General features: G+C 63.7%; 19 protein-coding genes and 1 riboswitch. Of the genes, 8 read left to right on the forward strand and 11 right to left on the reverse strand.

The window, feature by feature from the left end; all coding sequences use genetic code 11:
* Positions 1 to 75 precede the first annotated feature (75 nt).
* From C1A35_RS33950 to C1A35_RS33960, 3 genes are read right to left on the reverse strand one after another with little or no spacing between them, the layout of a single operon-like run.
* The gene (locus C1A35_RS33950) at positions 76 to 1,029 is read right to left on the reverse strand and encodes an ABC transporter substrate-binding protein (protein ID WP_104668628.1); all 954 of its coding nucleotides are present in this window, start codon (positions 1,027 to 1,029) and stop codon (positions 76 to 78) included.
* Positions 1,026 to 1,829 carry an ABC transporter ATP-binding protein gene (locus C1A35_RS33955; protein ID WP_104668629.1) on the reverse strand — a complete coding sequence of 268 codons (804 nt, stop codon included), beginning with the start codon at positions 1,827 to 1,829 and terminating at the stop codon, positions 1,026 to 1,028. The genes C1A35_RS33950 and C1A35_RS33955 overlap by 4 nt, the downstream gene beginning before the upstream one ends.
* 22 nt (positions 1,830 to 1,851) lie before the next feature.
* Complete coding sequence (locus C1A35_RS33960) at positions 1,852 to 2,265, reverse strand: DUF1636 family protein (RefSeq protein ID WP_104668630.1); 414 nt, start codon at positions 2,263 to 2,265, stop codon at positions 1,852 to 1,854.
* A 105-nt stretch (positions 2,266 to 2,370) separates the two neighbouring features.
* Positions 2,371 to 2,586, reverse strand: a riboswitch (cobalamin riboswitch).
* A gap of 211 nt (positions 2,587 to 2,797) precedes the next feature.
* Here C1A35_RS33960 and C1A35_RS33965 point away from each other — a divergent pair.
* Positions 2,798 to 3,091 carry a DUF1330 domain-containing protein gene (locus C1A35_RS33965; protein WP_104668631.1) on the forward strand — a complete coding sequence of 98 codons (294 nt, stop codon included), beginning with the start codon at positions 2,798 to 2,800 and terminating at the stop codon, positions 3,089 to 3,091.
* A 95-nt stretch (positions 3,092 to 3,186) separates the two neighbouring features.
* On the opposite strand, the gene C1A35_RS33970 is transcribed toward C1A35_RS33965, so the two are convergent.
* On the reverse strand, positions 3,187 to 3,663 hold the full coding sequence (locus tag C1A35_RS33970) for a RidA family protein (protein ID WP_104668632.1): 477 nt from the start codon (positions 3,661 to 3,663) through the stop codon (positions 3,187 to 3,189).
* 505 nt (positions 3,664 to 4,168) lie between these two features.
* Here C1A35_RS33970 and aspT point away from each other — a divergent pair.
* From aspT to C1A35_RS33985, 3 genes are all read left to right on the forward strand, one after another.
* On the forward strand, positions 4,169 to 5,857 hold the full coding sequence (gene aspT / locus C1A35_RS33975) for an aspartate-alanine antiporter (protein ID WP_234823115.1): 1,689 nt from the start codon (positions 4,169 to 4,171) through the stop codon (positions 5,855 to 5,857).
* Between the two features lie 60 nt (positions 5,858 to 5,917).
* The gene (locus C1A35_RS33980; RefSeq protein WP_104668633.1) at positions 5,918 to 7,570 is read left to right on the forward strand and encodes a bifunctional aspartate transaminase/aspartate 4-decarboxylase; all 1,653 of its coding nucleotides are present in this window, start codon (positions 5,918 to 5,920) and stop codon (positions 7,568 to 7,570) included.
* A 231-nt stretch (positions 7,571 to 7,801) separates the two neighbouring features.
* Entirely contained in the window at positions 7,802 to 9,481 is a 1,680-nt protein-coding gene (locus C1A35_RS33985) for an aspartate:alanine exchanger family transporter (protein ID WP_158665238.1), read from the forward strand.
* Positions 9,482 to 9,523: 42 nt separating this feature from the next.
* On the opposite strand, the gene C1A35_RS33990 is transcribed toward C1A35_RS33985, so the two are convergent.
* Positions 9,524 to 10,045, reverse strand: coding sequence for a hypothetical protein (locus tag C1A35_RS33990; RefSeq protein WP_234823116.1), 522 nt, complete (start codon positions 10,043 to 10,045; stop codon positions 9,524 to 9,526).
* A 28-nt stretch (positions 10,046 to 10,073) separates the two neighbouring features.
* The gene (locus tag C1A35_RS33995; RefSeq protein WP_104668635.1) at positions 10,074 to 11,849 is read right to left on the reverse strand and encodes an SLC13 family permease; all 1,776 of its coding nucleotides are present in this window, start codon (positions 11,847 to 11,849) and stop codon (positions 10,074 to 10,076) included.
* A gap of 437 nt (positions 11,850 to 12,286) precedes the next feature.
* Between C1A35_RS33995 and C1A35_RS34000 the strand changes: the two genes are divergently transcribed.
* A complete protein-coding gene (locus tag C1A35_RS34000) occupies positions 12,287 to 12,586 on the forward strand; it encodes a hypothetical protein (RefSeq protein WP_104668636.1) in 300 nt (99 codons plus the stop codon).
* 309 nt (positions 12,587 to 12,895) lie between these two features.
* Here the strand turns inward: C1A35_RS34000 and C1A35_RS36200 are convergent, their stop codons facing one another.
* From C1A35_RS36200 to C1A35_RS34020, 4 genes are all read right to left on the reverse strand, one after another.
* Positions 12,896 to 15,559, reverse strand: coding sequence for an SH3 domain-containing protein (locus C1A35_RS36200; protein ID WP_158665239.1), 2,664 nt, complete (start codon positions 15,557 to 15,559; stop codon positions 12,896 to 12,898).
* Positions 15,560 to 15,758: 199 nt separating this feature from the next.
* Entirely contained in the window at positions 15,759 to 16,745 is a 987-nt protein-coding gene (locus C1A35_RS34010) for a zinc-dependent alcohol dehydrogenase family protein (RefSeq protein WP_104668637.1), read from the reverse strand.
* Positions 16,746 to 16,806: 61 nt separating this feature from the next.
* Positions 16,807 to 17,109: an ArsR/SmtB family transcription factor gene (locus C1A35_RS34015; RefSeq protein ID WP_104668638.1), complete on the reverse strand. Its 303-nt coding sequence runs from the start codon at positions 17,107 to 17,109 to the stop codon at positions 16,807 to 16,809.
* Positions 17,110 to 17,198: 89 nt separating this feature from the next.
* Positions 17,199 to 18,128: a LysR substrate-binding domain-containing protein gene (locus tag C1A35_RS34020; protein WP_104668639.1), complete on the reverse strand. Its 930-nt coding sequence runs from the start codon at positions 18,126 to 18,128 to the stop codon at positions 17,199 to 17,201.
* A gap of 142 nt (positions 18,129 to 18,270) precedes the next feature.
* Here C1A35_RS34020 and C1A35_RS34025 point away from each other — a divergent pair, with 142 nt between their 5' ends.
* The 3 genes from C1A35_RS34025 to C1A35_RS34035 are packed head-to-tail and all read left to right on the forward strand — an operon-like array spanning position 18,271 to position 20,207.
* The gene (locus tag C1A35_RS34025; RefSeq protein WP_104668640.1) at positions 18,271 to 18,663 is read left to right on the forward strand and encodes a RidA family protein; all 393 of its coding nucleotides are present in this window, start codon (positions 18,271 to 18,273) and stop codon (positions 18,661 to 18,663) included.
* 37 nt (positions 18,664 to 18,700) lie between these two features.
* Complete coding sequence (locus C1A35_RS34030) at positions 18,701 to 19,093, forward strand: RidA family protein (RefSeq protein WP_104668641.1); 393 nt, start codon at positions 18,701 to 18,703, stop codon at positions 19,091 to 19,093.
* A 1-nt stretch (position 19,094) separates the two neighbouring features.
* Positions 19,095 to 20,207: an NADH:flavin oxidoreductase gene (locus tag C1A35_RS34035; protein WP_104668642.1), complete on the forward strand. Its 1,113-nt coding sequence runs from the start codon at positions 19,095 to 19,097 to the stop codon at positions 20,205 to 20,207.
* Positions 20,208 to 20,281: 74 nt separating this feature from the next.
* Here the strand turns inward: C1A35_RS34035 and C1A35_RS34040 are convergent, their stop codons facing one another.
* The gene (locus C1A35_RS34040; protein ID WP_104668643.1) at positions 20,282 to 21,247 is read right to left on the reverse strand and encodes an MBL fold metallo-hydrolase; all 966 of its coding nucleotides are present in this window, start codon (positions 21,245 to 21,247) and stop codon (positions 20,282 to 20,284) included.
* Positions 21,248 to 21,407 lie beyond the last annotated feature (160 nt).

Consider the following 21,407-nt stretch of genomic DNA (forward strand, 5'->3'; position numbering starts at 1 on the left):
CGCCTTCAGCGCCCGCGCCGGTGCTAGACGTGGAACGGCGACGGGACCGGGCGACGCATCCTCAGCCAGCATCGCTTACAGGCCTTGCCCGTAAAAGGTCTTGGCAAGCCTGGCAATGGCGTCGATGTTGCGCGGGCCCGGCGTCGCCTCGACATAGTCGAGCACGACGAAACGATCGTTCCTGACGGCATCGACGTTCTTGAAGGCCGGGTTGTCCTTCATGAAGGCGATCTTGTCCTCGGCCGTCACCTCGCCGTAGTTGACGATCACCACGACCTCCGGGTCGCGCTCGATCACCGGCTCCCAGGAGACCTCGACCCAGCTCTTTTCCACGTCGTCCATGATGTTGACGCCGCCGGCGGCCTCGATCATCGCCGTCGGAATGCCGAAGCGGCCCGAGGTAAAGGGTTTCTCCTCGCCGGAATCATAGACGAAGACGCGCACCGGTTTTTCCGTTCCGGCGGATGCCTTGGTGATCTCGGCGAGCTGGCGGCGATAGCCGTCGACCAGCGCTTGCGCCCGGTCCTCGACGCCGAAGATGCGGCCGAGATTGAGAAGATCGACGAACATGTCGTCCATATCAGGCTTGGCCTTCGCCATGATGTGGATGCAGCTCTCAGTCAGTTCGTAGACGTTGATCTTGAAGGGCGCCAAGGTCTCGGGCGTGACCTCTCCGCCGACCTTCATGCCGTAGTTCCAGCCGGCAAAGAAGAAATCGGCATCGGCATTGAGCAGCACCTCCTTGGTCGGATATTTCTCCGCCAGCTCCGGCAGTTCCTTCACCCCCTCGCGCAGCTTCTCGTCGAGCGTCTTCCAGCCGGACACGCCGGTGTAGCCGACCATGCGGTCCTGCAGCCGGAGCGCCAGCATCATCTCCACCAGGTTGACGTCGTTGGCGATCGCACGCTTCGGCGCGGCGTCGAAGGTCACTTCGCGGTTGCAGCTCTTGACGGTGACCGGATAGGCGAGCGCCGGGGTGGCGGCCGCGATGAGCAACAGAAGAGCAGTTGGGGCAATGTTGATCTTCATGAAATGGATCCCTGTCGAGGAAGTGAAAAGGAAAAACGGGCGCCGCCGGCGGCAGCATTGTGAACGGTGGCGTTGACGCCGAAGGCGGCCGACAGCTCCCGGGGCCTCAGCACGTCTTCGGGCGAGCCGAAGGCCGTCAGTCGCCCGGCGGTCAGGATCGCGACGTCAGTCGCAAACTCGGCGGCGAGATTGATGTCGTGCAGCGTCGAGACGATCGTCAACTTCAGCGTCTGCAAGAGCTCGAGGATTTCGAGCTGGTGGCGGATGTCGAGATGGTTCGTCGGCTCGTCGAGGATGATGATGCGCGGTTCCTGCGCCAGCGCGCGGGCGATCAGCACCCGCTGCTTCTCACCGCCCGAAAGTGTGGCGAACTGGCGGCCGGCAAGATGGCCGAGATCAAGATGCGCGAGCGCATGCTGCACCCGCTCGCGATCGAAATCGCTCCAGCCGCTCAAGCCCTCCCGCCGCGGGATGCGTCCCATCATCACGACGTCGCGCACGCTGAAGGGAAAATCGCCCGGCATCTCCTGCAAGACTACGGCGATTGTTCTTGCCGCCTCGCGCGCCGAGATCGACCAGAGGTCGACGCCGTCGACCGAAATGCGGCCCGCATTCGGCTGCACCGCCCGGTAGAGGCAGCGCAGAAGAGAGGTCTTGCCGGCGCCGTTCGGCCCGAGGATCGCAAGCCGGCTGCCGGCCTCGATCGCAAAGCCGATGTCGTTGACCAGCGTCAGACCGGCGCGAGGCCCCCAGTGGAGACCTTCGACCCGCAACGCCGCTCCTGTCGCGTGGCAGCTCATGGGTTGACCCCCCCCCGCGCCGTCATTGGAAATGCCCGCCGAGATCTTCGGAGACGAGCATGGCGGCAGGAATGCGGGCCAGCGTCTTGCCTTTCAGGCCGCGCGGCCGCTCTGCCGCCCGCGTCATGCCATCGCCACGCGCGGCATAGGTTGCGGCAAAGCTGACGAGATCGTCGATGTCCTCCTCCGGCGAAACGTCGCCGAAGAGATAGGTCGCCTTTCCCGTCGCCTGGAAGGCGATGGTGCAGGGCCGCGTGCAGGCCGCCATGCAGACAGTGCCGGCAATCGAGAAGTCACGGTCGAGCGGCGCGCCGAGCGCGGCAATGCTGCCGTTGAGCCGCTTGATCAGCTCGGCACCGGGCGCGCATGGCGCCCCGGTGAAGCGGCAATCGGTGCAGACCGTTATCTTGTGCTGTCGGGATTTCGGCTCAGCCATCGTCTCTCTCCGCCGGACTGACGGCAGGAGATGGCGAAGTGGCAAGATGACGGAAAACCGTCGCTGAAAAGCCAGTTCTTTTCCATCGGAACACCCCGTCCGCTGTGGTTGATCGGTTCGATGGCAGGTCTCCTGGCTCGCGGGTCGCGGCGCATCCACGTCTTCCCGGTCTTCGACCAGTGACATGGTGTGAATGCGCTGTCCGCTCACAGTTGCGGGGGCAGCCACGGTCTCGGTCCCGTCAGGGTCGTCCGTTCCGTGTTCCCTTTTCAGCCGCTTCCGCATTGTCGCGGACGCAGCACCATCGATGCCTTCCTCGCATGAATCGGTTGACGAGACAACCGCGCGGGCGTCCGTGTCAGGCTCTATCAACATGCGGCGCTTCGTCATGCGATCTTGTTATAAAATAACATAACAAGAATCAACAAGGAAATGAACGCCAAGCATCACGGGCTCGCCTGGGCTGAACCTCGCCTGACGGGGACGAACGGCGTATCCTTGAGAGCCGGCTTGCGTGGAAAGGAGCTTTGCCATGGCTGCCTATTTGATCGCAGATGTCGATATCACGGATGCAGCGGTCTTCGAGGAGTACAAAAGAGAGGTGCCGGCGACGGAAGCCCGCTATGGCGGACGCTATCTCGGCCGCGGCGGCGCAACTGAGGTGCTCGAAGGCGACTGGGAGCCGCACCGGCTCGTCATCCTCGAATTCCCGGACATGCCGTCCCTGCTCTCGTGGTATCAATCGCCGGAGTATCAGCGCCTGAAGGCGATCCGCGAGCGCTGCGCCCGGACACGCATCATCGCCCTGGAAGGCATCGCCATCTGAGGCAGCGCGGGGCCGGCAGAAGCAGCCCCCTGCTCGTGAACCGAACGGATGAGCGACGCCCCGTGACCTCAGGCTTCAAGGCGACGCTCGTTTTCTCAGAACTCCGGTGGAAAGAGTTCCGCCGTCAGCGTTACCGCAACCGGCACGTTGCCCGGCAGGTTGCGCACGCCGCAGACGGAGCGCACATGGCCGGCCCTTTGGCCAAACGCGGCCGCCAGCAGCTCTGATGCACCATCGAGCACCTGCGGATGCTGGAGGAAATCCTCGGTGCAGGCCACATGCCCCTCCAGCCGCACGATCTGGCGGATGCGCTCGAAGCGGCCGAGATGCTCGTGGATCTGCGCCAGCGCGTTGAGGACGGAAAGCTCGGCCGCCCTGCGTCCGTCGTCGATCGACACCTCGCGTCCCAGAAGACCCGTGAACGCGAACCGGCCGTCAAGCAGGGGCCCCTGCATCGAGACATGCAGCATCTCGCCCGCCTCGACCACCGCACGGTAGGCACCAAGCGGCCTTGGCGGCGTCGGGAGCCGATGCCCGAGTGCCTCCAGCCGTTGAACGACCTCGTCTGCCATTGCTTCCCTTTCCTTGTCTTCCCTCGAAGCACCCGTCGAAACCGGCTGGCCGGCGGGATGATGCCGCCTTCGGTTCGAGGATAGCCTCCCCATCTCGAAGTTCTGCCAACTCCGGAGCAAACAGGAAAGCGCACGGTTCCTCGCGCGTCCAGCACTTTGCCAGGCACAGCGAAGAAAAGCGCCCTGCCCGGGACGCTGTGAGACGCGCGGCAACTTACAACACCAGAGTTGAAATTCTGACGGGACCGGGCCGGGTGCATCGTCCTTGCACAGCGGACGCGCCTTTCGCTCCGCCCACCGCCGCCCCTCGCCTCAAGTAAACCGCTGAAATGTAACGTACGTTACGCTCACGTAACCCCATGGCCGTTGAGAAATTCTACAACCGGGACAACAATCGCCGGGATTAAGATTGGGCGACGACAAACCACGAGGACAAGCTCAACTTAGCCGCGCAAGTCCCGAAATAAAGTGATGGCAACTCAACTTTCTGAAGGGGATAGCAGCAGTGAATCCCATCGATTTCTTCGTCGACACGCTTCGGACCTACCCGCCCGTCGCCGTCTTCCTCGCGCTTGGCATCGGCTTCCTCATCGGCCCCATCAAGGTCGCGGGCTTCAATCTCGGAAACGTCACCGCCACGCTTCTGGCCGGCGTCTTGATCGGCCAGCTCGGCATCCAGGTTTCAGGCGACCTCAAGTCAACCCTGTTCCTGATCTTCCTCTTCGCCGTCGGCTACGGCGTCGGGCCGCAATTCGTGCGGGGCTTGAGCACCGATGGGCCGAAACAAATCGCCTTTGCGCTTTCGGTCCTCGTGCTCTGCCTGATCGTTCCCTATCTCTGCGCGCTGATCGCCGGGCTGCCGCTCGGCTATGGCGCCGGCATGTATGCCGGCTCGCAGACGATCTCGGCGGCGATCGGCGTTGCGACCGACCAGATCAATTCGCTCGGGCTGACGCCCGAACAGGCCAAGACCTTTGCCGACCAGATCCCGATCGCCTATGCGGTGACCTATATCTGGGGCACGATCGGTTCGGCGATCATTCTCGCCCAGCTTGGGCCCAGGCTGCTCGGGATCGATCTGCCGGCCGCCTGCAAGGAATATGAGGCCAAGCTCGGCGGCGGCGCCGAAAGCAGCGAACCCGGCATCACCCGCGCCTATCACGATTTCGGCCTTCGCGCCTATCGGGTCGATCAGGCAAGCGGGCTCACCGGAACGCCGGTCAAGAACCTGCTTCCGGGCATCCGCGTCTACGTCGAACGCGTCCGCCGCGGCAGCGAGATCATCGAGGCGGACGGCAACACCGTGCTGCAGCCGGGCGATGTCGTTGCCTTCTCCGGCAGGCGCGCCCTGCTCGTCGAAAACCTCGATTCGAAGCTGGTCGAGGTCGAGGACAAGGAACTCTTGAACGCCGAAGCCGAGGTCGTCGACGTCTACGTGACCAACAGGGCGCTCGCCGGCAAGACGCTTGCCGAAGTGAGCAACGAGGACTGGGCGCGCGGCGTCTACGCCCGCAAGATCATCCGCTCGCTGGTCGAGATCCCGGTGCTGCCGGGTACCACCGTCGAGCGTGGCGACATCGTCACCATCGGCGGCGCCAAGCGCCATGTCGAAGCGGCGATCAAGGCGCTCGGCTTTGCCGACCGGCCCGTCGAGACGACCGACATCGCCTTCCTCGGCTGGGGGCTTTTCATCGGCGCCATGATCGGGGCGCTCACGATCACGATCGGCGGCATTCCGATCGGCCTCTCCACGTCAGGCGGCGCCTTGCTTGCCGGTCTCGTGCTCGGCTGGCTGCGCACCACCTACCCCGCCTTCGGCCGCATCCCGTCGCCGGCCTTGTGGCTATTGAACACGCTCGGCCTCAACATCTTCATCGCCGTGGTCGGCATCGGCGCCGGTCCGGGCTTCGTCGCCGGGCTGCAGGAAGTCGGCATTTCCTTGTTCATCTGGGGCGTGGTCGCAACCTCGATCCCGATGATCGCAGCGGTGCTTCTCGGCCACTATGTCTTCAAGTTCCACCCGGCAATCCTGTTTGGCGCCTGCGCCGGCGTGCGAACGACGACGGCAGCGCTGGGCATGATCCAGGAGGCGGCCAAGAGCAAGGTGCCGGCACTCGGCTACGGCATGCCCTACGCCATCGGCAACACGCTGCTGACCATCTTCGGCCTCGTCATCGTCATCATGCTCGCCTGAGGCGGGCGGGCACGACCGAGACCATCGTTCCAAGTTTACAGATCACAGGGAGTGTGGATCATGTTGGACCGCAAATTCTACGACAGCATTTCCGATCTCAGCCCGTTCGAAATCAAGGACGAACTGATCAAGCTCGCAAGGACGACCTCGCAGAAGTCCGCCAAGGCCTTCCTCAATGCCGGCCGCGGCAACCCCAACTGGACGGCGACGCGCGCCCGCGAAGCCTTCTTCCTGCTCGGCCAGTTCGCGCTGACGGAAGCCAAGCGCGCCTACTACGACCCGAAGGCGGGTGTGGCCGGCATGCCGCCAAAGGACGGCGTCCATCAGCGCTTCGAGAAGTGGACGAAGAAGCTGCTTCAGAACACCGCCGACTGGGACGAAGAGGATGAAGGCATCCCGCCGGCAAAGACCCTTTCGGATGCGGTCAACTACGCCATCAAGACCTTCGGCTTCGACCCGGATGGCTTCTTGCACGAACTGACCGACTCGATCATCGGCGACAACTATCCGGTGCCCGACCGGGCGCTGCACCACAACGAAATCATCACCCATGAATATCTGATGTGGGCGATGTGCGCCGGCCACCGGCCGAAGGCGAAGTTCGACCTTTACCCGGTCGAAGGCGGCACGGCTGCCATGTGCTACATCTTCAAGGCCTTGAAGAATGCGCGCCTGCTCAACGCCGGCGACACGATCGCGCTCGGCACGCCGATCTTCACGCCCTATCTCGAAATGCCGGAACTGGAGGACTACGACCTCAAGACGATCAACGTCAGCGCAGAACAGGAGGACCGCTTCCAGTTCACCGACGAAGATATCAAGGCGCTGGAGAACCCCAAGGTGAAGGCGCTGTTCCTGGTGAACCCCGGCAACCCGTCCGCCGTGGCGATGGATCCGGATTCGATCAAGCGCCTTGTCGACCTCGTCAACAAGAAGCGCCCCGACCTGATCGTGCTGACGGACGACGTCTACGGCACCTTCGTTCCGGGCTTCCAGTCCCTGCTCGGCCATCTGCCGCGCAACACCATCGGCGTCTATTCCTATTCGAAGTATTTCGGCTGCACCGGCTGGCGCCTCGGCGTGGTTGCGGTGGCCGAGGACAACATCTTCGACGAGAAGATCAAGGCCCATGGCGAGCCGATCCAGAAGCTTCTGGAAAAACGCTACAAGGCAATGACGCCGAAGCCGCGCGAGGTGAAGTTCATCGACCGCATCGTTGCCGACAGCCGCGACGTGGCGCTGAACCACACCGCCGGCCTGTCGCTGCCGCAGCAGGTGATGATGTCGCTCTTCAGCCTCGTCGAGCTGATGGATGTCGAAAAGCTCTACCAGAAGGCCTGCATCGCCATCTGCACCAAGCGCTTCTGGAACCTGGTCGAGGGCATGGGAGTCGAGTCCAACCCCGGCATCTACTTCGACCACTATTACGGCATCATCGATTTCGAGTTCTGGCTGCGCAAATATGTCGGCGAGGATGTCGTCACCTGGGTGAAGGACAACATCCACCCGCTCGACATTCCCTTCCGGCTGGCCGAGGACCACGGGATCGTGCTCTTGAACGGCTCGGGCTTCGACGCGCCAAGCTGGTCGGCGCGCGTCTCCTTCGCCAACCTCAATGACGACGCCTATTCGCAGATCGGCCGCGCCGTGCGCTCTGTCGCGCGCGGCTACGTGCAGACCTACCAGGCCGCCAAGGGCCTGAAGATCAGCTAGCAGCTCAAGGGCGGCCGGCAACTTGCCGGCCGCCGTCATGCACCTGCGCCTGGCCAGCGCTTCCCCGGCTCACGAGCATCCCCGCATTTCGGCAAGCACGAAAGTCCTTGCCGGCATTTCAAGGTGCAACAGCGATCTTCGCGCATCTCACAAGGCGCGCGGCGCTGTGGCGACCAGCGCATCATCCGGCTGAAGACGCCTCTTCGGTCGGCAAACGGGAGGCCCTGCCGCGTGATCGAGACCATCTTCAGCATCCTCAGGGCGCATCCCGAATTGGCCCTGTTTCTCGCGCTCGGCATCGGCTACGCGATCGGCAAGATCACCATCTTCGGTATCACCATCGGTGCGGTCACCGGCTGTCTGCTGGCGGGCGTGCTGATCGGCCAGACCGGCGCTGTGCTCTCCAACGACGTCAAGCAGGCCTTCTTCCTGCTCTTCCTCTTTGCCATCGGCTATCGCACCGGCCCGCAATTTTTCCAGAGCCTCAACGCCGACGCGCTGCCGCAGATCGCCGTCACCGTGATGCTCTGCGTCGTGGCGCTCGCGACCGCCATCGTTCTTTCCATGCTCTTCGGCTTCGATCTCGGAACGGCAGCCGGCGTGCTTGCCGGCGGGACGACGGAATCGGCAACGGTCGGCGTCGCCATCGACACCTTCCGCAAGACGGCGCCAACGGCGGAAGCAGCGAGCCAGTTCGAATCCGCTGTGGCCACCGGCTTTGCCGTCGCCTATCTCGTCGGCGTCGTCACCGCCATCCTCGTCCAGTCGCAACTCGCGCCCCGCATGTTCGGGCGCAGCCTGAAGGATGCCTGCGCCGAACTCGAGGCCGAACTCAACATCGCCCCGCAGAACAGTGGCGACAGCGCCCGACGCGAAATCGAGGCGCGCGCTTTCGTCATCGGCGACAACCTGGTGGGCCTTACGGTTGCCGAAGCGGAAGCACGCGTTCCCGAAAACCAGAAGGCCTATATCGAGCAGATCCGCAGGGGCAGCGAGATCGTCTCCGTGACGCCGAAGGAGCGACTGCAGGCCGGAGACATCATCGCCGTCGCAGGCCTTCGCGGCTTCCTCGTCGAATATTCCAGCCGGATCGGCACGGAGATCGACGACCGCGAGCTTCTCGACATCCCGGTCGAAGTGCTCGACGTGGTCGTGACGAACAAGGAGGTGGCCGGAAAACGCCTGTGGCAGCTGAGGCAGCAGCCGGAAGCACGCTCGGTGTTCCTGCGCGGCATCCTGCGCGCCGGCCAGCCGATCCCGATCTTTCCCGGCCTGACGGTGCGCCGCGGCGACGTGATGTCGATCGCCGGCGCGCGCCGCCATGTCGAGGACGCGGCCGCCCTGCTCGGCTATGCCGACCGCGAGACGACCGCGACCGACATGGTCTTCGTCGGCGTCTTCATCTTCCTGGGCGGCCTGATCGGCATCCCCGCCCTCAAACTCGGCGCGCTCGAGATCGGCCTCGGCGTCGCCGTCGGCGTGCTGATCGCCGGCCTTTGCGCCGGCTGGCTGCGCTCGGTGCGGCGCACCTTCGGCTTCGTGCCCGAGGCGACGCTCTGGTTCTTCGACAGCGTCGGGCTTTGCGCCTTTATCGCCTGTGTCGGCATCTCCGCCGGGCCGAGCTTTGTAGCCGGCCTCGTCCAGTCCGGCCCGGCGCTCGTGGTCGCCAGCCTGCTGATCTGCCTGATCTCGCACTTAGCGGCACTGGCACTCGGCCGCTGGGTCTTCCGCATGAACGAAGGCGTGCTCGCCGGCACCTGCTGCGGCGCCGGCACGTCGGCGCCGGCGCTTGCCGCCGTGCAGGAGGCGGCAGGCAGCAAGGTACCGACCTTGGGCTACGGCCTCGGTTATGCCATCGGCAACGTGCTTTTGGCGCTCTGGGGTGCGGTGCTGGTTACGATGCTTGGGTAGCGGCTGATGATCCACCTGACTTCCCGGCAGACTCTCGCTTCATTACTTGAGGAATGACGGGCCGAGGGACGTATGAACATCCCATTCCTTATTGAGGGCGATCAATTGATCTCTGGGGAAGTCTGTCCCGCGGCCCTTCTGAAACGACGGCTCGAACAGAAACTGATCAGCCTTCCAAAGCTCCGCCATGATTGCGCCCAGCAGCTGCTTGCGCTTAACTCGCATGGACAGAGCTATTGTTTCGCTACCGGTAATCCGGGACACTCCGAGGTCCCCACGAAGCTCCCAAACGACCAACAGCATTGTATGTTGTTGCTGAGCATCCGGCGTCAATGAAACAAGATAACCACCGGGTTCGTCAAAGAGCGCGATCGACTCGGCCTCGTTGTCCAGAATGCAGCGGCATAGCTTCAAGAGCTCTTCCGCCACATCCGTGAAGACCGCACTGATCCGGCAGTTCAGTGTGCCACCCTCGTGAGCGATGTACAGATCGCTCCATCCGTACCGCTCCAGCACGAGACAAAACCCGAAGGCATCGCAGATATCCGATGGTGCTCTCGTCATTTCCTCAATCCCCTGACCCGCCGGCGGCCTAACGCAGCGGCCACACCAGCATCAGCGTCGGAATGCTGACGATCACGATCACCAGCGACAGCGGCAGGCCGAGGCGCGGATAGTCGCTGAAGCGGTAGCCGCCCGGCCCCATGACCAGCGTGTTGCACTGGTGGCCGATCGGGGTGAGGAAATCGCAGCCGGCGCCGATCGCGACCGCCATCAGGAAGGCCTCGGGCTTGTAGCCGAGCGCACCGGCAAAGCTTGCGGCGATCGGCGCCATGACGAGCACGGTTGCGGCATTGTTGAGGAACGGCGTCACCGCCATGGCGGCAAGCAGGATGATGGTGAGCGCGCCCGCCGGCGGCAGGCCGGCCGCGACCGTGCCGAGCCAGCCGGCGATGACGTCCGTGCCGCCGGTCGTGCGCAGTGAATCGCTGACGGGGATCAGCGCTGCCAGCATCACCAGGATCGGTCCGTCGACCGAGCGATAGAAGTCGCGCAAGGGAATGATGCGGAAGACGACCATGGCAAGTGCGGCCGCAAAGAAGGCGATCGGCACCGGCACGAGGCCGACCGCCGTCGAGCCCATGGCTGCGGCAAGCACGATCAGCGGCAGCGGCGCCTTGCGGGTGGTGCCCAGCAGGATCTCGCGCTGCGCGAGCGGCAGGCAGCCGAAATCCTGCAGGAAGAGCGTCAGCTCTCGCCGCGCGCCCTGCAGCACGATGATGTCGCCGGCCCGAAGACGGATGCTGCCGAGCCGCTGCTTCAGCCGTTCGCCCTGGCGGCTGACGGCAAGCAGGTTGATATTGTGCGTGTTGAACAGCGCCAGGCGCTGCGCCGACATGCCCTCGAGCGGCGAGCCGCTGCCGACGACGGCCTCGATCGCCTCGATCTCGTCCCCGGCCTTTTCGCGTCCATGCGGCGCGCGGTCGCCGGCAATCTTGAGCTTGCCTTGGGAGACGATGCGATCGAGCGCCGCCGGACCGCCCTCGAAAAGCAGGATATCGTCGGCCTCAAGCGTCACGTCGGGCAGCGGCGCCAGGTGCAGGCCGCGCCGAAAGATTGCGATGACGACGGCACCGCCATCGCCGAGCTTGACCAGATTGCTGAGCGCCTTGCCGATTGCCGGCGACCCGGCCGCAACCACCGCCTCGGAGGTATAGTCGGTGATCTCGATCGCCGAATGAACCGAGACCTGGCTGCTCGTGCGCTGCGGCACCAGCTTGTAGGCAAAGAGCAGGAAGATGCAGCCGACCACAGCCAGCGTCGCGCCGACGGGCGTGAAGTCGAACATGGTGAAGCTTTCGCCCGTCAGTTCCTGGCGCACCCGCGACACGACGATGTTCGGCGACGTGCCGACCTGCGTCATCAGCCCGCCGATCAGCGAGCCGAAGGCCATCGGCATCAGGAAGACCGAGGGCTGCACATTGGAGCGACGGGCAAACTGGAAGGCGACCGGCAGCATGATCGCCAGCGCGCCGATGTTCTTGATGAAGGCCGAAAGCACGGTCACGGTAATGACCAGCAGCGCAAGTTGCGCCCGCACCGACGAGATGTTCGGCAGGAACCGCTGGATCGCCGCGTCGACGATCCCCGAGCGCGCCACCCCGGCGCTGACGATCAAGGCGCTGCCGACGATGATGACGATGTCGTCGCTGAAGCCATCGAAGGCATGGTCGTAGGGAACGATGCCGACGGCCACCGCCAGCATCAGCGCCGAACAGGCGATCACGTCATATCGAAACCGCCCCCAGATGAAGAAGGCCATCATGGCGCCGATGACGAGAAACGCGAGGGACTGTTCGGCGGTCATCAAATACCCGGTCAAGTCGAGGGACGGACGGCGCGGAGCCTGAAAGCAAAACGCACGATCCGCCGGAACGTTCGCCCGAGAAGTAACGTATCTTTTCGCCGAGCGAAATTCCGCCGGGCGACAAATCTGGGTACGAACACAAATTGGTGACCGACACCAGGCATGTTCACCGAAACTCGCGAGCGCCACCCTACGTTCCTGAACGGATGACGCAAGCTTGCGCGCTTCCGTGGTCACCGGCTTTCGGACGATGAGGTGCGCGGACCCTTCCGACGGCTCTGCCATCGGAGACGCTCGCAAGTGATGCCCGCTCTTGGCTTTGCATCAGGAAATTGTACAATAGATCAACGTGTTGCGGCACGTCGCTTAGCGCGCTGAGGACCAAAACCGATTGCAGCGCGAAAAGAGCAAGCGCACCCGCAAAGAGGATCGCCGACATGAAACACGCCCTTGCCGTCATCTCCGTAGCGCTGCTTCTGAGCGGCTGCACCGCAACGACCAGCTCCACCTACTACGGCTACTCGCCGAATCTCGAGCCGATCCCCGGCAGCATCACCTATGGCGGCCAGCCGCGCACCAAGCTGACCAAGTCGCCGGTCGGCAGCATCGTGCCGCACCAGTTCATCGATTCCTACGGCCGCAAGGTCTACGAAACCTATATTATCGAGCCCGACCGGTCGCTGCGTCTCACCAGCCGGCGCTGGCAGCCGGATGACGTCTTCGGCTTCGACGACTAGAACGCCGGGCGTTCAACCGGACGCATTGGGGGACGCTTTCAGAGCGGTCTGGCGCTTTTATTCTAGAGCACCCTTCCGCTCCCAGTGATCCCACCTGAAGGCGGGATGCTTTTGGGGTAAGCTGCCGCTTTCGCATCGTCGCGCGGAGCCTGAGCAAATGGGTCAGGCGACGATCCGTCTTTCCAAGCGTCGTTGACGTTCGGCCCAGAAGGGCAGCCAAGGTCGCCGATCGCGAGGGCTCGGCTTGACCCTGCAGGGCACCCTGCCGTCGAAACGCATTTGGCAAAGGCCGGTCCTGGAAAACGCAGGTCAGCGCCCGCGCCCACCGCCGCCGCCGCGAAAACCTCCGCCGCCTCCGCCTCCGCGACCACCACCGCCGCTGAAGCCGCCACCGCCGCGACCGCCGCCACCACTGAAACCGCCGCCGCCGCGATGGCCACCGCCGCCGGTGAAGCCGCCACCGCCACGATGGCCGCCACCGCTGAAGCTGCCACCGCCAAAGCCGCCGCCGCCACCATAAATCGCTCCACCGCCCCGGTCGAAGTTCTGGAACCCTCCGCCCCCTTCGGGGAAGCGGCGGCCATAACTGCGGCTCAGTTCATTCCGGTTGCCGAGCTCGCGTCCAATTCGGTCGATCGCCAGATAGTCGGGGGCGCGCTCGCGCACCTGCGGCCGGTTGCGGCCGGTGGCGGGCCTGTTGACCGCGCCTCCCTGCCGGCGCTGCGCCGCCTGCGGACGATTGGCAACCGCCCCCTTGGCGGCGTTCCTCAGGTCTTCGCCCTGCGGCCGCTGGACGGGCTGCCAGCCATCGGGCGTGTGCTTCTGCCACTGGCCGTTTTCGCGCCGATAGACATTGCCGTTCCGGCCCGCATAGACATCGCCGCCCTTGCTGCCGACGGCAAAGCCGCTATTGCCGCTGCTGTTCTTCCAGCGCAGACCACCCGCCGTCCCGGTCGACCCGCCGCTGATCTTGGCAAACTCGCCGCCATGCTTGACCGACACGCTTCCCCAGGAGCCATAGACGCCCTGCCCGCCTCGAGCGATGGCCGCATTGCCGGTGCCTGGATTGTACGCAGCGACGAACCCTCGCGCTCCGCTCGGTCCGGCTACGGCGCCGCCACGGAAATACGTGCCGGTCTTCGGATTGTAGCCCGCACCGAGGACAAGCCCTCTATTCGGGCCGTAGGCATAACCATAACGCCCGAAGGTTCCGTAGGCGGGATTGTAGAAGGCGCCCATGCCATAGCTGATCGGAGGTGGATAATAGGGGGGCCAATCGCCGCCATCGTCATAGTCCCAATAGGGCGGATAGTACCAGCCCGATCCCCAGACCACTGTGTCCCAGGCAAGGTACATGTAGAGATAGCCGAGCGTGTAGCCGTACCAGATGGCGTCATCCTCGGTATCGTAGACCCGCACATAGGTGGCATTGTAGACCGGCGAGGACGGCGGGATCGTATAGATTTCATCCGCGACCGCGCGCGCGACGGCAAAGGGACCGGTCGGCGTATCGGCGACGAACCAGATCCCGTCCTTCAGCAGGAAATACTTGTCGGCGACCTTGATCACCAGCTCATTGGAATTGACCGCATAGAACATCGCCGTGCCTTCGATCGGCACGAACTTCGGCTCGCCGCTGTAGGTCGGCTGCGCCATGACCGACCCGTCGGTCGAAACCCGCGCCATTCTCGGAATGCTGGCCCTCAGCCGCGCCTCGGCACTTTCCGACGTGCCGGGGATCGAAGCGCGCGCGACGGAGTATGGCGCATCGCTCGGCAGGTTCAGGAAATCGGCCGGCAGGTTGGGCGTGGCGAAGACCCACGGTCCATCGAGTGAGCTCGACGAGAACCACCGCCCGGACAACAGCGTGTACCAGGTCTTGCTCGGCGTGTGGTAGAAGACGCCGCTTCGGGTATTCGATGCCCACTCCAGACTTGTGCCATTGATCGGCTCGAGCGCGGGCTTTCCCTCAAGAACGATGAGTTCTGCCGGACGGTCCGAATAGAAAACCTTGGGCACGGCCTTATCCGCAAAGGGCGCCGGAGGAAGGGCCGTCTTCGTCTCCTTCCAGCTCTCGTCGTCCGGCAACTTGGAGATGAGATCCGGAAGCGCGTCTGCAGCCGCCCAGCCGCTTTCGAGCGCACCCGATTTCAGCCAGTTCTTCTCGTCGCGCAGGTAGTAGCTGTTGTCCGCATCGACCTTGAAGAGATCCCAGTTCGTATTGGTGACGAAGGAAAGGCCCTGGACGCCCTTGACCGGTGCCAGGACCGCCGCGCCATTGGTCTGAACAAGGATCGCCGGCGTCTCGCTCGTAAAGATCGGCGGCGGATCCGCCTTGATATCGGGGACGTCGGCGAGCCGCTTGTAGTCCATCAGGCTCGCGGTCAGCCGCTCCTGCGAGACGACGATCGGATCGGCAGGCAACAGCTTGCCGACCTCAAGCGCAAGATCCGAAAGCTCTTGCCGCCCGAGCGTCGAAAAATCGACCCGCGTGACCTTCACGTCGGTCAGCGTCACGTTCCCGCTGTCGTCGTCGGCCAGCGTCTTGGCGGAAACGGCGATGATGCCGTAGGCAGGCTTGGCGTCCGCCGTCATCTTGACTTCGGCGGCAATCAGGGCGTCGAGCTGGGTGAAGTTGGCCCAATCGGAAATCTGCGGCTGGTAGAGCGTCAAGGTCGCCCCGGCCTCCGAGGTGAACACCTTTGGCCAGGCTGGCGTGCTGGCATCGGACTGCTGCAGGTACTTGCCGGCGACAAAACCGTTGGCGCCGGCATAGGACACGGCGCACCACGTCGCAGCGGTATCGCATTCCTTGATGTCTACCTCCTCGCCTTGCGCGATGACCTGCATCGACGCGAACCCGGTGTCGGGGCCGGTTCGGAAATTGACGTTGGCCGTCAGCGTGGCAGGGTCGGCAAAGGCGGATGTCCAGAAAAATGAAGCAACTGTGAGGTAGGATATCACGCGGCGCATGGCTGCCTCGTCGTTGATTGCAGCTCTACCTTTTGGAGCATGCGCAGGGTACGCCGCAACAAAGAGTTCGTCCAGCGGTCGGCCGGCTCCGGCCGCCGTAATTGCATGAAATCGCAGCGATGGAATGAGCCCCGCCCCGGTGGGGTCGCGGAAACCCGGGCCCCACCTTCGCGGCTTGGCACTCAAGTGCGTTTGACGGTCAAGATACGTTTGCGAGATCAGCCGACGGTCCCACTGCAATCGCGATCTTTCCGCGCATGCCGTTATTGGGGCTCTCCAGGCGGGCATGGGCGAGTGGAATGTCGGAGAGCGAATAGACGGCGCCAACATGTGGCCGCAGCTGACCGCGCGCTACCAATGCGCTCAACTCATCAAGCTTGCCGCGGTTTTGTCTTGTGAAGACAAAGTGATAGCTCGCGTTCTTGCCCCAGGCCTGAACGAGGTTTTGTGGCTGTGCAATATCCACGATCGTGACGACGCGGCCAAGTTGAGCAAGCGCGTCCGGGCTCAGCGACAATGTGTTGCCGCCGATGGTATCGAACACGACGTCGACGCCGCGACCACCGGTTTCCCGCAGGATGGCGTCGACATAGCCCTCCTTTTCGTAATCGATGACGACATCGGCACCCAGGCTTCGGACAAACTCGACGTTTGCTTCGCGCACCGTCGTGAACACCCTTGCTCCCACGGCTTTTGCAAGCTGGATCGCCACATGACCGACCCCTCCTGCGCCGCCGTGTATGAGAATGCTTTCCCCCACTCGGAGCGCCGCACGCACGACCAGCGCTTCCCACGCCGTCCCGCCGACGAGCGTCAGGCTTGCTGCCTCAAGATGGCTCAGCGCGGCCGGCTTTTTCCCGACAATGCTCTCGGCAGCGACGTGGTACTCGGCATAACTTCCTGGCCCGTCGAATATCTGCGGGGTGTACCAGACTTCGTCGCCGATAGAGAAGCTCGTCACACCCGGCCCGACGTCTTCGACCACACCAGATATGTCATGTCCTGTAATGGTCGGCAGCGGCACCAGTTCGGCATAATCGCCGCGCCGGACCTGGTAATCCAACGGATTGACGGAGGTTGCATGCACCCGCACCAGGACCTGTCCCGCCTGCGGCACAGGCTTCGGAACCTCGCAAAGCTCGAACGCTTCCGGGCCGCCAAATGATCTCAGTATCATCGCTTTCATTGCAGTTCCTCGTTTCGATAAAAAGGGATATCGGGAATTGTCGATATATCGCGGCAAAAAATTAGAGCTCTTTGCCGATGATCGCGGCAAGAGCACGGATCGTTGCCTCGTTCCGCTTGTAGTAGGTCCACTGGCCGATGCGCCTGACTTCGACCAGACCCGCCCGCTGCAGCGTTGCAAGATAGTCAGACACCGTTGACTGCGACAGGCCGACGCCTTCTTGAATGCTGCTGACGCAGACACCCACCGTCAGAACGTCACCCTCATCCTGCGGGGGAAAGTTCTTCACCGGATCCTTCAACCCTTGAAGGATTTCAAGACGCGTCCGGTTTGAGAGGGCTTTGAATATATCGAGCAGTTCCATACCCCGTTCATATCGAGATTTACCGATATGTCAATGCAAGGTCGCTCGGATATCCTTACCTGCAGGAATGAAGTCCGTGGGGTCGGCGGCTACAAAGGCGGCAGAGCGCCATGCCGCAGGCCGCGACAATCGGCGTCGCAGAACTGTTCCGCCACCCAGGCGCGCAGAACCTTCGTCGCCGGCCGCTCGGCCATTCGCGGACTGTAGACGAGGTCGTAGCGGTCGCTTTCCAGCGTCAGGTCGAACGGCTGGACGAGAATGCCGGAGGCGAGTTCCTCGGCAACCAGGGTCAGGCTGAGCAGGCCGATCCCCTGCCCGGCCACGACGGCCTGTACGGCGTGGATCTCGTCGGTAAAGGAGAGCCCCGCGCCCGCCTCGACATCGGTGACGCCGGCGCGCTCCAGCCAATGCCGCCACACCGGCGCACGCGCATCGTGGCGGCGCAGCGTCCCCCAGTCATAGTGGATAAGCGTCGCGTGCTTGAGGTCGGCGGTCCCGGCCGGAGCCAGTCGCGGCACGCAAACCGGTGCGAAGCGATCCGCAAACAACGGTTCTGTGATGAGCCCCGGATAGTCACCGCCGCCAAGCCGGATCGCCGCGTCCGCATCGGCCTCCAGGTCGACCATTCGGTGGGACGCATCCAGCCTCAACGTCCATTCGGGATAGGTCTCGCGGAAGGAACCGGCAAGCGGCGCCAGACGCTTAGCGACGAAGGCGACGGTCGAGGTCAGCCGCGCCACCTTTTCCGTCCGCTGACGGCGCACATCGGCAATTGCCTGCTCGAAACGGTCGAGACCATCACGCAAGACGGGAAACAGTAGCTTTCCAGCGGCGGTCAGCCGCACCTGCCGCGTCCCGCGCTCGAAGAGCTTCACGTCAAGTATTTCCTCCAGTTGCCGGATCTGGTGGCTGACGGCGGTCGCCGAAACATTCAACTCCTCGGCCGCATGCTTGAAGCTCATCCGCCGGGCGGCGGCTTCGAAAACCCTGAGCGCGCCAAGCGGTGGCAACTTTCTCATCATATCCTCGATGAATGAACTGAACTCATCTATTAGCTGAGAAATCACTCTTTGTCAGCCGGAGACCGCCCCAGCATATTGAGATCAACAGCCAAGGCAACAGCGCCGAGCTGAGAAAATCTCAAGCATGAAAGGACATGCCATGTCTCTCGAACAGGTCGTCACCACGCCGGATCCCTATGCGCCCTTCCTGCTTTCCCAGGCGATCAAGGCCAACGGTTTCGTCTTCGTCTCCGGCCAAGCCGCGATCGGCGACGACGGCGAACTCGTCGGCGTCGGCGACTTCGACCGCCAGGCCGAACAGGCCTTCCGCAACCTCGACCGGGCTTTGAAGGCCGCCGGATCCGGCCTCGACAGGATCGTCAAGGTCACGATCTTCCTGCGCTCCATGGAGAACTTCGCAAAGATCATCGAACTGCGCCGCACGTGGTTTTCCGCCCCCTATCCCGCCGACAGCATCATCGAGGTCTCCTCGCTCTATTCACCGGACGCGCTGATCGAGATCGAGGCAATCGCGCTCGATGCGGGCCGCTGACGCCCGCGAGTGCACGCGCGTCCCGAAAGGACATCCCATGCCTCTGGTACAGGCCGTCACCCGGCCTGATCCCTATGCACCGTTCCTGATCTCCCAGGCGATCGAAGCCAATGGCCTTGTCTTCGTTTCGGGCCAGGTGGCCATCGGCGACGACGGCCGGATCATCGCTCCCGGGGATTTCGACCGCCAGGCAGATCAGGCCTTCCGCAACATCGACCGCGCCCTGAAGGCGGCCGGCTCCGGGCTCGACAGGATCGTCAAGACCACGATCTTCCTGCGCTCCATCGAGACCGCCGGCCGTTTGGTGGCGCTTCGCCGCCAATGGCTTTCGGCACCCTACCCCGCCGAAAGCATGGTCGAGGTCCCATCCCTCTCTTCACCCGAGGCGCTGATCGAAATCGAAGCGATCGCACTCACCGGAGATCAATGACATGAACGCACCACAGAGCATCCCCTCGTCGGTCTTCACCGGCACCTCCCTCAAGGGGATCGATTTTGCCAACCGCCTTTCGGTCGCGCCAATGACCCGCATCAGCGCCTTGGCAGGCGGCGTTCCTGGCGAACGCATGGCCCGCTATTACGAGCGCTTCGCCCGCGGCGGCTTCAGCCTGATCACGACCGAAGGCATCTACACCGACAAGGCCTATTCCCAGACCTACAAGGATCAGCCGGGCTTGACGGACCAGGAACAGGCGGAAGCCTGGGGAAAAATCGTCGACACGGTCCATGCCGCCGGCGGCCGCATCTTCGCGCAGCTCATGCATGGCGGCGCGCTGGCACAGGGCAATCCGCATAGGTCCGAGACCGTAGGCCCTTCCGCCGTCCGCCCGAAGGGCAGCCAATTGGCCGGCTATCACGGCGACGGCGCCTATGCCCTGCCGCGCGAAATCAGCGAAGCCGAAATCGCCGAGGCGATCGAAGGCTTCGCAGCCGCCGCACGCCTTGCAATCGACGTCGCCGGTTTCGACGGCATCGAGATCCATGGCGCCAACGGCTATCTGCTCGACCAGTTCTTCACCGATTTTTCGAACAGGCGGACAGATCGCTGGGGTGGCGATATCGTCGAGCGGCTCGGCCTGTCGCTCGCGGTGCTGAAAGCGGTGCGAACGGCGATCGGCCCGGACATTCCGCTGGGGCTGCGCCTCTCCCAGGGCAAGGTCAACGACTTCAGGCACAAGTGGGTGGAGCGGGAACCGGGTGCTGCGCGCGTGTTCGAGGCGCTCGCAGAAAGCCCCGCCGATTTCGTCCATGTGACCGAGTTCGAAGCCTGGCAGCCGGCCTTCGAGGGTGGCGACACCTCGCTCGTGGCGCTTGCCCGTCGCCACGCGCCGCGCCTCTTCCTCATCGCCAACGGCAGCCTGCACGATCTTGCCCGCGCGGAAGACGTGATGGAGGCCGGGGCGGACATGATCGCGCTCGGCCGTGGCGCGCTTGTCAACCCCGACTGGCCTCTACTGACAGCCAAACGCAGCGATCTGCGCCCGTTCGCGCTGCCGTTCCTTGCGCCGGTCAGCGACATCAAGGACAGCGAACTTACTGTCTGAGATCGGATCGATGGGCGCGCCTCCTGAGAGACGCGCCCGTCCACTGCGCTGCAAGACTTGCCGGCCCCAAGCCGCTACGACGCCGCCACGAAGCGATAGGCCGTCCCGTTTCGCTCGGCCCGCCCGATCCCCGGATAGGCCCAGTGATAACCAAGCAGCGCCAGCCGCTCCGACACGGCCCGATCAATCAGGGCCTTGCGGGTCTTCAAGGCGAGCTCCGCATCGGTGTCGAAGCCGAAATGCCAATCGGGGTGCTCGAAGAAGACGATGTTGCTGGTGACCGCGTCGCCGGTAATCACCAGGCCCTCATGTCCGGCGCCGTCGCCGCCGGAAAGCTGAAGCGAGATATGACCGGGCGTGTGGCCCCGCGTGTCGAGCACCTGCATGCCGCTGACGATTTCGTCGCCGGGCCTCACCAGGGTCAGCCGGTCCTTGACCGCAAAGAGATCGCGCTGCGCGCCCTTGGCAAAGCCATGGAGCACCTGCGGCATCACCTTTTCGAAGTTCGGATCGGTCCAGAACTGCCATTCCCCCTCCGAAACGAAGTACTGCGCATTCGGAAAGGTGAGCTTGCCATCGGCTCCGACGGTGCCGCCCGCATGGTCGGGATGGGCATGCGTCAGCACCACCTTCGTCACCGCACTCGCGTCGATGCCGGCCGCCAGCAGATTGGCGTGAAGCTTGCCGGCGCTCTCCTGGAAACGCGTGCCCGAGCCGTCGTCGACCACGATCAGATCGTCGCCCGTGCGAATGACCGGAATATTGGTGTGAAACGGCGCCTTTTCCGGAGTGCCGCCAAGCCGGCGCATGATCTCCGGCCGCTCTTCCGCCGTTGCATCCGGCAGAACGATGCTGACCGGCAGCATGATGAAGCCGTCGCTGACGACGGAAATATCGAAGGTACCATGCTGAAAATGTTTGATATCAGCGGCATAGGTGCCTTTCGGCAAAAGGGCGGAGGCTGCGACCGCACTGGTGCCTGCAAGGAATTCACGACGGTCGGGGCCGGAGACGTCGGCGGGATTGTGGGAAGAGGTCATGGCTCTGATCCTTGGCTGAAGCGTTTGACATAGAGTGCCGGCGCCACCTGCGGAGGCGGCACCGGCGAACAACCATCAGGCCTTGGCGAAGGCGAGCAGGTCGGCGTTGAGCTGGTCCTTGTGCGTGTCGGTGATGCCATGTGGTGCGCCGGCATAGACC

It is taken from the genome of Ensifer adhaerens (assembly GCF_002940685.1).
Lineage (GTDB): Bacteria > Pseudomonadota > Alphaproteobacteria > Rhizobiales > Rhizobiaceae > Ensifer > Ensifer adhaerens_E.

Coding starts and splice junctions, on each gene's coding strand:
- C1A35_RS33965 (WP_104668631.1), top strand. CDS start 2,798: ATGGCTGCCTATTTGATCGCAGATGTCGATATCACGGATGCAGCGGTC.
- C1A35_RS34015 (WP_104668638.1), bottom strand. CDS start 17,109: ATGGAACTGCTCGATATATTCAAAGCCCTCTCAAACCGGACGCGTCTT.
- C1A35_RS34030 (WP_104668641.1), top strand. CDS start 18,701: ATGCCTCTGGTACAGGCCGTCACCCGGCCTGATCCCTATGCACCGTTC.
- C1A35_RS33970 (WP_104668632.1), bottom strand. CDS start 3,663: ATGGCAGACGAGGTCGTTCAACGGCTGGAGGCACTCGGGCATCGGCTC.
- C1A35_RS34025 (WP_104668640.1), top strand. CDS start 18,271: ATGTCTCTCGAACAGGTCGTCACCACGCCGGATCCCTATGCGCCCTTC.
- C1A35_RS33990 (WP_234823116.1), bottom strand. CDS start 10,045: ATGACGAGAGCACCATCGGATATCTGCGATGCCTTCGGGTTTTGTCTC.
- C1A35_RS34000 (WP_104668636.1), top strand. CDS start 12,287: ATGAAACACGCCCTTGCCGTCATCTCCGTAGCGCTGCTTCTGAGCGGC.
- C1A35_RS33960 (WP_104668630.1), bottom strand. CDS start 2,265: ATGGCTGAGCCGAAATCCCGACAGCACAAGATAACGGTCTGCACCGAT.
- C1A35_RS34010 (WP_104668637.1), bottom strand. CDS start 16,745: ATGAAAGCGATGATACTGAGATCATTTGGCGGCCCGGAAGCGTTCGAG.
- C1A35_RS34035 (WP_104668642.1), top strand. CDS start 19,095: ATGAACGCACCACAGAGCATCCCCTCGTCGGTCTTCACCGGCACCTCC.
- C1A35_RS34020 (WP_104668639.1), bottom strand. CDS start 18,128: ATGAGAAAGTTGCCACCGCTTGGCGCGCTCAGGGTTTTCGAAGCCGCC.
- C1A35_RS33950 (WP_104668628.1), bottom strand. CDS start 1,029: ATGAAGATCAACATTGCCCCAACTGCTCTTCTGTTGCTCATCGCGGCC.
- C1A35_RS33980 (WP_104668633.1), top strand. CDS start 5,918: ATGTTGGACCGCAAATTCTACGACAGCATTTCCGATCTCAGCCCGTTC.
- C1A35_RS33995 (WP_104668635.1), bottom strand. CDS start 11,849: ATGACCGCCGAACAGTCCCTCGCGTTTCTCGTCATCGGCGCCATGATG.
- C1A35_RS36200 (WP_158665239.1), bottom strand. CDS start 15,559: ATGCGCCGCGTGATATCCTACCTCACAGTTGCTTCATTTTTCTGGACA.
- C1A35_RS33955 (WP_104668629.1), bottom strand. CDS start 1,829: ATGAGCTGCCACGCGACAGGAGCGGCGTTGCGGGTCGAAGGTCTCCAC.
- C1A35_RS34040 (WP_104668643.1), bottom strand. CDS start 21,247: ATGACCTCTTCCCACAATCCCGCCGACGTCTCCGGCCCCGACCGTCGT.